At 75.1% G+C, this 10,667-nt stretch carries 4 protein-coding genes; all 4 read right to left on the bottom strand.

Features of this window, described 5'->3' with window-relative positions; all coding sequences use genetic code 11:
• Positions 1 to 1,728 (bottom strand): cyclic peptide export ABC transporter, encoded by a 1,728-nt coding sequence (locus tag VGR37_15315; protein HEV2148773.1) that lies wholly within the window; start codon positions 1,726 to 1,728, stop codon positions 1 to 3.
• A 61-nt stretch (positions 1,729 to 1,789) separates the two neighbouring features.
• On the bottom strand, positions 1,790 to 5,203 hold the full coding sequence (locus VGR37_15310) for an amino acid adenylation domain-containing protein (GenBank protein HEV2148772.1): 3,414 nt from the start codon (positions 5,201 to 5,203) through the stop codon (positions 1,790 to 1,792).
• Positions 5,204 to 5,232: 29 nt separating this feature from the next.
• Positions 5,233 to 7,290 (bottom strand): AMP-binding protein, encoded by a 2,058-nt coding sequence (locus VGR37_15305; protein HEV2148771.1) that lies wholly within the window; start codon positions 7,288 to 7,290, stop codon positions 5,233 to 5,235.
• Positions 7,287 to 10,667, bottom strand: a 3,381-nt coding sequence (locus VGR37_15300) for an amino acid adenylation domain-containing protein (protein ID HEV2148770.1), incomplete at its 5' end; no start/stop codon positions are given. The genes VGR37_15300 and VGR37_15305, both read right to left, overlap by 4 nt.

Here is a 10,667-nt window from a genome sequence, read left to right as displayed (position 1 = left end):
TCAGTCGCCGCCGACGGCGCTCAGCGCCGCGCGCGGGTGCCGCTCCGCCCGCGGGGCGTGCTCCGCCCCCGGAGGTCCGTCGTAGCGCAGCTGGCCGTAGTCCATCCGGACAAGCCGGTCCGCGGCGTCGTAGTAGCCGTCGTCGTGGGAGATGACGATCGCCGTCTTCCCGCGCGCACGGAGCTGCGGGAGGAGGTGCCGGTAGAAGATCTCCTTGAACTGGGGGTCCTGGTCGGCGGCCCACTCGTCGAACACGTAGATGGGCCGGTCCTCCAGGTACGCCGTCAGCAGGGCGAGCCGCTTGCGCTGCCCCTGAGAGAGGTCGGTGCTGGAGAGCCGGCCGTTCTCCACGCGCACCTTGTGCTCCAGGTGGAGCTCCGCCAGGTAGAAGCGGGCGTCCGCGTCCACCTGGGCGGCGTCCAGCCCCAGGAGCCCGGGGAAGAGGAAGTAGTCGGAGAACACCGTCGAGAAGAGCTGGCGGTACGCTCCGCGGTTCTCCCCGGTGACCGGCACCCCGTCCAGGCGCAGCTCTCCGCCTTCGGGGGTGTAGAGGGCGGTGAGCAGCTTGATGAGCGTCGTCTTGCCGCTCCCGTTCCCGCCGGTGACGAAGACGACCTCGCCGGGGCGCAGCACCAGGTCGCACGGGCCCAGCGTGAAGGTGTCGTCCTCCCGCTCGGAGTAGTAGGTGTGGGTCACCCCGCACAGGGCGATCTCGCTCCACTGCGCCGCGGCGTCCGGGAGCGCCGCGCGCTCGGCCGGGGCGGCGTCGCTCGCCTGGAGGGAGAGCCCGAGCCGGTCGACCTTCTCCACGGCGATCCCGGCCCGGCTCAGGTCCGGGAGGCTGTTCAGGAGCACCTCCAGCGGGGTCATCATGTAGAGGACGGCCAGCGCGTACCCGGTGAGCGTCCCCCCGTCCGGGTCGAGGAAGGTGGGGGCGACGAAGAGCACCACGCCCACCAGCGCGAAGAAGAGCACCTGGCCCACGCTGGCCGCCGCGACGTAGGTCCCCTGCGCACGCACCCCGTACTCGCGCAGCTCCTCCGCGGTGGGCCGCAGCAGCTCCGCCACGAAGGCCCGGCTCCGTCCCCGGTGCAGTTTGAGCTCCTTGTTCCCCTCGATCAGCGCCCGGAAGTGCTCGTAGAGGGCGTCCAGGGTCTCCCGCACCTGTCCCAGGTGGCGGATCGCCCGGAGGAGCGGGATCTGGTAGGCGAGCACCCCGACGAGCATGAAGGCCAGCAGCACCAGGAGGAGCATCCAGGAGAGCAGCCCCAGGTAGACCAGCAGCGCGACCACCACCGTCAGGTGCATGCACACCACGGGGAGCGCGCCGATGGCCCGCGTGATGGAGGGAACGTCGTTCGTGAGCGCCGCCAGCAGTCGCGACTTGCCCACCTCTTCCAGGGTGCGCAGCGGGACCGAGAGGATGCGCTCGCTCAGGCTCAGCCGCAGGTCGAGGGTCGCGCGCTCCGCCAGGCGGATCAGGAGCCACTGCGAGAGGAAGCGAGCCGCCGGGAGGAGCAGGCACAGCCCCGCGAAGCCCCACGCCAGCGCCGCGCCCCCGGCGGGACGCGCCGTCAGCGCGGCGTTGATCAGCGCGACCAGCGCCGCGTTGCTGAGCCCGCTCACGATCCCCGCCACGATGATGACGACCACCGCGACGCGCGCGTGCCGCGCGTCGGTCGAGTAGCGGACGAGGAAATCGAAGAGCTGCTTGAAGTTCTTGAGCATGGTGGTCCGTTCGCGGGTTGCTGTGCGTCGAGTATGGATTCGGCTTTCCCGGGCGCCCGCCTCAGCGCGGGGCGGGCTCCGGACCGGCGAGGCGGACGTCCACCTCCTCGTCGGAGAGGCTCGAGAGCTCCAGGACAAGCGTGGCGACCCGCTCCACGCCGGACCGCCGCGCGGGGTCCTCCAGGAGCAGCTCGGCCATGCGGGCGATGGTCGGCGACTCGAAGAGGACGCGGACCGGGAACTGGACCTGGAAGATCTCCCGCACCTGCGCGACGACGCGGGTGGCCGAGAGGGAGTGCCCCCCCAGGTCGAACAGGCTGTCGTGCACCCCCACCCGCTCCAGCCCCAGGACCTCCTGCCACACCCCCGCGAGCACCTCCTCCACGGCGTTCCGGGGGGCCACGAAAGCTCCGCCCACGGAGGCGTGGTCCCGCTCCGGCGCGGGGAGCGCGCGGCGGTCGAGCTTGCCGGCGGGGGTGAGCGGAACGGCGTCCAGCGCCACGAAGGCGGAGGGGACCATGTACTCCGGGAGCCGCTCCCGCAGCCAGGCGTGCAGCTCCCTCGCCTCGGGCGGCGCTCCCGCGTCCGCGGGGACCACGTACGCCACCAGGCGCCGCGCGCCCGGGGCGTCCTCGCGGGCCACCACCGCCGCCTGGCGCACCCGGGGGCACGCCGCCAGCACCGCTTCCACCTCCCCGGTCTCCACGCGGAAGCCGCGGATCTTCACCTGGTCGTCCACCCGCCCCGCGAACTCCAGCTCGCCCCCGTCGCGCCAGCGGGCCAGGTCGCCGGTGCGGTACATCCGCGCGCCGGGCTCCGCGCCGAACGGGTCGGGGAGGAAGCGCTCCGCGGTCAGCTCCGGGCGCCCCAGGTAGCCGCGGGCGAGCCCCGCCCCGCCGACGTACAGCTCCCCGGGGACGGAGGCCGGGAGGAGCTCGCCCCGGGGGTCGAGCACGTACGCGCGGGCGTTGTCCAGGGGCGTGCCGATGGACGCCTCTCCCTGCGGCCCGTCCGGCGCCCCGGGGGCGGTCAGGTCGGCTGCGGTCGCCACCACGGTGGCCTCGGTGGGGCCGTAGGTGTTCAGCAGGGCGACCGCTCCGCCCACCCGGTCGTGCCAGCGCGCCAGCCGCTCGGGGATGACGCGCTCTCCGCCGAGGATCACCAGCCGGAGCGAGGGGGGAAGCGCGGCGTGCCGGTCGGCCGGCGCCGCGGCCAGCTCGTGCCAGAAGGCGGTGGGGAGGCTCGCCACGGTGACCTCCCGCGCGCGGCAGAGCTCCAGGAAGACCGTGTCCGTGCCGGCCATCCCCTCGGTCCGGAGCACCAGCGCCGCGCCGCGGGTGAGGGTCGGGAAGATCTCCTCGACGCTGGCGTCGAAGGTGAGCGACGAGAACTGCAGCACCCGGTCGGCGGCCCCGATCCCGTACCGGGCCGCGGCGGCGCGGGTGTACGAGGCGAGCGCGCGATGCTCCACCAGCACCCCCTTGGGCGTCCCGGTGGAGCCGGAGGTGTAGATGACGTAGGCCGCGCTCTCCGGGTGGACGGCCGGTGCGGGGTCGCCGTCGCTCTCCCCCGCGAGCGGGGAGTCGCCGCCGTCCAGGCACACCGTGGGGACGAGGTCCCGGAGCGGAGCCTCGAGCGCCGTGCGGGTGACGGCCAGGACGGCTCCCGAGTCGGCCAGGACGAACCGGTAGCGCTCGGCGGGGTGGCCGGGGTCGAGGGGGACGTAGGCGCCGCCGGCCTTGAGGACGCCCAGGATCGCGACCAGCATCTCGGGCGACCGGTCCAGGCACACCGCCACCCGCGTCTCCGCCCCCACGCCGCGCCGGCGCAGCAGGTGCGCGAGGCGGTTGGCGCGGGAGTTCAGCTCCGCGTAGGTGAGCGTGGCGGCGACCTCCCCCTCCTCGTCCTGCGCCACCACCGCGGGGGCGCCGGGGGTGCGGCGCGCCTGCGCCGCGAAGAGCTCGTGGACGGGCTCCTCCGCGGGAGCCGCCCCGGTGGGGGGATTCCACGCGGCGAGCTGCAGCGTCCGCTCCTCCTCCGAGACGATCCGCAGCCCCGAGAGCGGGATGGACGGGTCGGCGTGGACGCTCTCCAGCAGGGTCCGGTAGCAGGCGGCCATCCGGCGGATGGTCGCTTCGCGGAAGAGGTCGGTGTTGTACTCGATCACGCCGTGCAGCCCGCCCCCGGCATCCTCCATCTCCAGCGTCAGGTCGAAGGAGGAGATCCCCGCGTCCATCCCCACCGGCTGGAGCCGCACCCCCTTGAGGTGCTGCGGCTCCAGCGGGGTGTTGTCCACCAGGAACATCACTTGGAAGACGGGGAGGCGGCTGGGGTCCCGCTCCGGCTTGACGGCCTCCACTACCTTCTCGAACGGGACCTCCTGGTGCTCGAAGGCGCCGAGCACGGTCTCGCGCACCCGCCGCAGGAGGGCGAGGAAGGACGGGTCGTCGGCGAGGCGGGTGCGGAGGGCGAGGGTGTTGGCGAAGAACCCGATCAGCCCCTCGGTCTCCACCCGGTTGCGGTTGGCGACGGGGGAGCCGACCACGATGTCCTCCTGCCCGCTGTAGCGCTGCAGGAGCACCTTGAAGGCGGCCAGGAGCACCATGAAGACGGTGGCCTGTTCCCGCTGGGCCAGGGCCCGGAGGCCGTCGGCGGTGGGGCCGGGGACGGTGAACCGGAAGCGCGCGCCGGGGAAGGTCTGCACCGGCGGCCGGGGGGAGTCCGTGGGGAGCTCGAGCGCCGCGGGCGCTCCCTCCAGGTGCTTCCGCCAGTACTCCACCTGCGCCGCCGCCGACGGCCCCTCCAGGCGCTCCCGCTGCCAGGCCGCGAAGTCGGCGTACTGGATGGGGAGCTCGGGGAGCGACGCCGGCTCGCCGCGCAGGGCGGCGTCGTAGAGCGCCGAGAGCTCCCGGATCATCACCCCGCGCGACCACCCGTCGCTGACGATGTGGTGCATGGTGGCCAGCAGGACGTGGGACCCGGGCCCGAAGCGGAGGAGCCGCGTCCGGAGAAGGGGCCCCTCGGCCAGGTCGAAGGGGCGGCGCGCCTCCTCGCCCGCCCGCTCCCGGGTGGCGGCCTCGGGGTCGGGGACGCCGTCCAGCTCCTCCACCGGGAGGTCGATCCGCAGCTCGGGGGCGATCACCTGGACGGGCCTGTCGCCCTCCAGGCGGAACACGGTGCGGAGCGCCTCGTGCCGGCGCACCAGCTCGTCCACCGCGTGCTGCAGCGCGCCCACGTCCAGCTCCCCGTCGAAGCGGAGGACGGCGAGGACGTTGTAGGCGAATCCGCCGGGCTCCAGCTGGTCGATGAGCCAGAGGCGCTGCTGCGCGAAGGAGGGCGGCGAGGGATCAGCCGGCCGCTCCCGGCGCGGGATGGAAGAAGCGGCGGCGGCGGGCCGGGCCGCCTTCATCCGCTGCATAAGCAGGGCGAGCTTCTCCGGGGAAAGCTCCGAGATCCGACTGGAAAGGTCGCTCATGGCACGGTTTCGGGTGCGTTGGGACTGCGTTACTGCGCCGCGTCGAGGAGGGCCAGGACCTCCTCGTCGGAAAGTCCTTCCATCTCGTCCAGCAGGCGGGCCAGCCGCTCCTGCTCTTCACGGGCGCCCTGGGCGCGGGCCACCTCCACCGCCAGGGCGGCCACCGTGGGCGCCTCGAAGAGGGTGCGGATGGAGAGGTCCACCCCGTACACGGCCCGGAGGCGCGCCACCAGGGCCCCGGCGGGGAGGGAGTGCCCCCCCAGCTCGAAGAAGTCGTCGCTCCGGCCCACCCGCTCCACCCCCAGCACCTCCCGCCAGAGCGCGGCGATCTGCGTCTCCACCGCCGTGCGCGGCGGATCCGCCGCCGGCTCGTCGGCGCCCGCCGCGGGCTCCACCGCCTGCAGCCGGGCGTCGAATGCGCCCTCCTCCAGCTGGCGGCGGAGCTCCGCGCGCCGGATCTTCCCGGTCCCGGTCTTCGGGACCTCGTCCTTCTCCACCGGCACGAGGTGGCCGGCGTCGATCCCCAGCTCGCCCGCGATCCGCCGCCGCAGCGCCCGCAGCAGCTCGGCGAGGGCGCTCCCCGTGCGGGGGGTGTGGAAGAAGACCGCCAGGGTGTCGGTGTCGTCCGACGCGGCGCGCGTGGCGCACGCGGCGGTGTACGAGCGCTCCACGCCGTCCACGGCCTCCACGACCGCCTCCACCTCGTGCGCGTGGAAGTTGACGCCGTTGACGATGATGACCTCCTTCTCCCGGCCGGTCAGCGTCAGCGCGCCGTCGGCGAGCACGCCCAGGTCGCCGGTGTCCAGCCACCCGTCCTCCGTGAGCACCTCGCGGGTCAGCTCCGGCCTCCCGTCGTAGCCCGGCGTGACGGCGGACCCCCGCACCTGCACGCGGCCCGGCGTGTGCTCGGGGAGGAGGGCGCCCCCGGCGTCCACCACGCGGATGGAGACGCCGGGATAGGGGCGGCCCACGCGGACGAAGCGGTCCTCGTCCGAGGTGGTGTGGAGGGCGAAGTCGTCGGCGCGGGCGATGGCGCCCGCCTCCGACATCCCGTAGGCGGGGCGCAGCACGCGGCCGTCCAGCCCGTACGGCGCCAGGAGCCGGAGGAAGCTCCGCGCGGTCCGGGGGACCACCGCCTCTCCCGTGACCCCGACGTGGCGGACGCAGCCCAGATCCCACCCCCGCCCCCGCACCTCGTCGGCGCGGCCGTCCACCAGCCCCAGGAGGAAGTTGGAGGCCGCCGTGTGCGTCGCCCGGTAGCGGGAGACGTGGTCCAGCCAGGCGAGGGGGTCCCGCAGGACCGTCTCGGTGGGGAGCAGCACCTGGCGCGAGACCGAGGCGGTGTTCCCGATCATGGCCATGAGCCCGGCGTTGTGGTCGAGCGGGAGCCAGTGGAGCGACACCTTGTCGCGGTCGGGGACGGCGCCCCCCCAGACGGCCCGGGCGCCGGTGCTCAGGACGTTGCCGTGGGTCCGCGTGATCCGCTTGGGCTCGCCGGTGCTCCCCGAGCTGAGGAGGAAGAGCGCCGGGTCCTCCGGGCGCGAGGGGTGCCACTCCGGATCGGGCGCGCCCTCCTCCACCTCGTCCAGGTCGAGGACGCGGAGCCGGGCGTCCACCCCGCGGACCCCCGGGGCGAGCTCGCCCGAGGCCAGGACGAAGGTCCGCCCGCTCCAGCCGGGCGTGCCGCGCAGGACGCGCAGCACGCCGTTCTCCCGGCGGTAGCCGGGAGCCGGGGCGAGGGGCACCGCGGCGAACCCGCCGAGCACGCACCCCCAGAAGGCGGCGAGGAGCTCGTCGCCCCGGGCGAGCTGGAAGACCACGCGGTCGCCCGGGACGAGGCCCCGGCGCCGGAGCCCGCCGTTCACGCGCTCGGCGCGCGCCAGGAGGTCGGCGTACGACCAGGCGGACTCGGAGCCGTCCGCACGGAGAAGGACCACGTCGCGCGGCGAGGCGTGCCGCGCGGCCCGGTGGATGACCTCGGCGAGCCGCCGCGGCCCCGCCGCCTCGTCGGGGAGGGGCGGACCCTCGGCGAGCGCGGGACGGGGGACGGCGATCCCGGCCGGGTGGAGCGGGGACGGGCGGTTCATCGGCGGCTGTCCGGCGGAAGGGTGGGGCACGCCTCTTCGAGGCACGCGGCCAGCGTGCGCGCGAGAAGCTGCACGCGGGGCTCGTGGAAGAGGGTGTAGTGGTCCCCGGGGATCTCGTGGACCGCGACGGACGTCAGCCGGTCCCACCCGAGCGTCGGGTCGTCGCCCGCCCACGCCGGCTGGTCGCCGGCCCGGATGAGCGTGATCGGGCCCTCGTAGCCGGGGGCCTGGTAGCGGTGCGACGCCCGGAGGTTCTCGCGGAAGACCGCGAGGAAGCGGCGCATCTGCCGCGCCCCGGTCCCGGGGGGGACGAGGCCGGACGCCCGCACCTGCTCCATGAGGTGGTCGAGCTGCTCCCGCCGGCTCATCCCGCGGAGGGTGTCCGGGGAGATGTCGAGGTCCTGGCCGACCACCCCGCCCAGGTTCTTCGCGAACAGGGGGACGAGGTCCCCGGGCCCCATGGCGTCGGGATCGTGCCGGCCCCGGCGCGCGTGGGTGTCGATCAGGCCCAGGAAGGCGACCTCGGCCCCCTCCCGCCGGAGCAGGTGCGCCATCTCGAACGCCACCTTCCCCCCGAACGACCACCCCGCGAGCAGGTACGGACCCTCCGGCTGGATCTCGCGGACCGCGGCCACGTAGCGGGCCGCGAGCTCCGGGACCGATGCGCGCGGCACCCGCCCGTCGTGGAGCCCGCCGGCCTGCAGCCCGTACACGGGCCGGCCGGGGAGGGCGCGCGCCAGCCCCAGGTAGCAGAGGATCCCTCCGCCCACCGGGTGGACGATGAAGAGCGGGTGGCCGGACCCGTTCCCCGCCTGGAGCTGCACGGGGAGGTGCCGGCACACCTCTCCCCCGCCCTCTCCGCGGAGGCGGGAGGCCATCTCCTGCACCGTGGGCGCCTCGAACACAAGCGCCACGGGGATGCGGCGCCCCAGGAGCCTGCCCAGGCGGGCGACGAGCTGCACCGCCAGGAGGGAGTGGCCGCCGAGGTCGAAGAACGATTCCGCCACCCCCACGGCGCGCACGCCGAGGACCTCCTCCCAGGTCTGGGCGATCCGCAGCTCCAGCGGGTCGCGGGGCGCGCCGGAGGCGTGCGGGTCGTGCCGGTCGGGCCCTGGGGCCGGGAGCGCCCGGCGGTCCACCTTCCCGCTGGAGAGGAGCGGAAGCTCCTCCAGCACCACGAGGGTCGAGGGGACCATGTACTCGGGGAGGTGCTCCCGGAGGTGCGCGCGGAGCGCGGCGGGGTCGAGCCCGCTCCCCGGGCGGGGTAGGAGGTACCCCGCCAGGCGCGCCTCGCCGGACGCGCCCGCGTGCGGGACCACCGCGGCCCGCGCCACCGCCGGATGGCGCTGCAGCACCGCCTCGATCTCTCCGGGCTCCACCCGGAAGCCGCGGATCTTCACCTGGTCGTCCACCCGTCCCAGGAACTCCAGCGTCCCGTCGTCGCGCCAGCGGGCACGGTCGCCCGTCCGGTACATCCGCGCCCCCGGCTCCGGAGAGAAGGGGTCGGGGAGGAAGCGCTCCGCGGTGAGGCCGGGGCGGCCCAGGTAGCCGCGCGCCACCGCCGCGCCGCCGGCGTACAGCTCGCCGGGGACGCCCACCGGGACGGGCCGGAGCCCGCCGTCCAGGAGGTGGACCCGCACGTTGGCGACGGGGCGGCCGATCCCGAGCCTCACCCCACGCTCCACCCGCCCCGCGCTGGCGTTGACGGTGGTCTCGGTGGGGCCGTAGTGGTTCCAGATCCGCAGCTCCGGGCGGAGCGCGAGCGAGCGCTCCACCAGGTCCGGGGTCAGCGTCCCCCCGCCCAGGAGGAGGGCGCTCACCGCCGGCGGGACCGGCTCGTCCCGGAGGGACAGGTGGTCCACCACCGCGCTCCAGAGGGCGGGCACCCCGCCGAAGGCCACCCGCTCCCGCGTGGAGATCGCCTGCAGAAGTGCGGCGGGGTCGGCCACCGTCTCGTCGGAGACGATCCACGCCGCGTCGCCGCGGAGCAGCGGCGGGTACAGCTGGCGGACGTGGGCGTCGAAGGAGAGACGGCTGAGCAGCGGGAGCGCGTACCCCTCCTCCCCCATGACCTCGCGGTCGAACCAGCGGAGGTAGTTGACCACGCTCCGGTGCTCCACCAGGACCCCCTTGGGCGTGCCCGTGGAGCCGGAGGTGTAGATCACGTACGCCAGGTTCTCCGGTCCCACACCGCTCGCGGGGGCCTCGCCGTCCTCCGCGCCGATCGCCTCGCGGTCCGCGTCCAGGCGGACCAGCGCGCCCTCGAATCCGTCCGCCCACCCGGCCAGCCCGGCCCGGGTCACCAGGGCGCGGGCGCCCGAGTCCTCCAGCGTCTGCCGGAGCCGCCCGACGGGAGCCCCCGGGTCGAGCGGGACGTACGCGCCGCCGGCCTTGAGGACGGCGAGGACCGCCACCACCATCTCGGGGCTCCGCTCCAGGTGGATCCCCACCCGGGATTCCAGCCCCACGCCGCGGCGCGCCAGGTGGCGCGCCAGCCGGTTCGCGCGGCGGTCGAGCTCGGCGTACGTGAGGGTGCCGCCCTCCCAGAGGACGGCCGCCGCCTCCGGCGTCCGCGCCGCCTGCTCCTCTACGAGGGAGTGCAGGCAGTCGGAGGGCTCGGGCGGGGAGGGGTTCTCGCCGCAGCGGCGGAGGAGCTCCCGCTCGGAGGGGGCGAGGAGCTCGATCTCGGAGACGCGCACCTCCGGGTCCGCGGCGGCCTGCTCCAGGAGCGCGCGGAGGTGCCCCGCCATCCGACCGATGGTGGCGGCGTCGAACAGGTCGGTGCTGTAGTGGAAGGCCGCCTCCAGCCCCCGGGCGGTCTCGGTGACGGAGAGGCTCAGGTCGAACTTCGCCGTGTGCCGGCCCACCTGCAGCGGGGACACGTCCACCCCCGCGAGGGAGAGCGCCCCCTCCTGCGCGTTCTGGAGGGTGAACATCACCTGGAAGAGCGGCGCGGCGTTCGGGTCCCGGTCGGGGTGGAGCTCCTCCACCAGCCGGTCGAACGGGACGTCCTGGTGCGCGTACGCGTCCAGGGTGGAGCGCCGCACCGTCGCCAGGAGCTCGCGGAAGGTGGGGTCTCCCGGGGAGTCCGTGCGGAGCACCAGCGTGTTGACGAAGAAGCCGACCAGCCCCTCCACCTCCCGCCGGCCGCGCCCCGCGGTGGGCGCCCCCACCACCACGTGGTCGCGCCCGGTGTAGCGGTGCAGGAGGGCGGTGAAGCCCGCCAGGAGCGTCATGAAGAGCGTGGCGCCCGCCTCCCGGCTCCGCCCCTGCAGCGCATCCGCCAGCGCACGGGGGAGCCGCTCCTCGAGCACCGCGCCCGCGAAGGAGCGCCGGGCGGGGCGCGGCCGGTCGTAGGGGAGCGCCGGGGCCGGCTC

This window comes from Longimicrobiaceae bacterium, assembly GCA_035936415.1.
Lineage (GTDB): Bacteria > Gemmatimonadota > Gemmatimonadetes > Longimicrobiales > Longimicrobiaceae > JAFAYN01.
The sequence above is the reverse complement of the archived record's forward strand: the minus strand, read 5'-3'. Positions and strand labels throughout refer to the sequence as shown.

Bases quoted from the DNA above. Each gene is read 5' to 3' on its own strand.
- VGR37_15315 (HEV2148773.1), bottom strand. From the start codon at position 1,728: ATGCTCAAGAACTTCAAGCAGCTCTTCGATTTCCTCGTCCGCTACTCG.
- VGR37_15310 (HEV2148772.1), bottom strand. From the start codon at position 5,203: ATGAGCGACCTTTCCAGTCGGATCTCGGAGCTTTCCCCGGAGAAGCTC.
- VGR37_15305 (HEV2148771.1), bottom strand. From the start codon at position 7,290: ATGAACCGCCCGTCCCCGCTCCACCCGGCCGGGATCGCCGTCCCCCGT.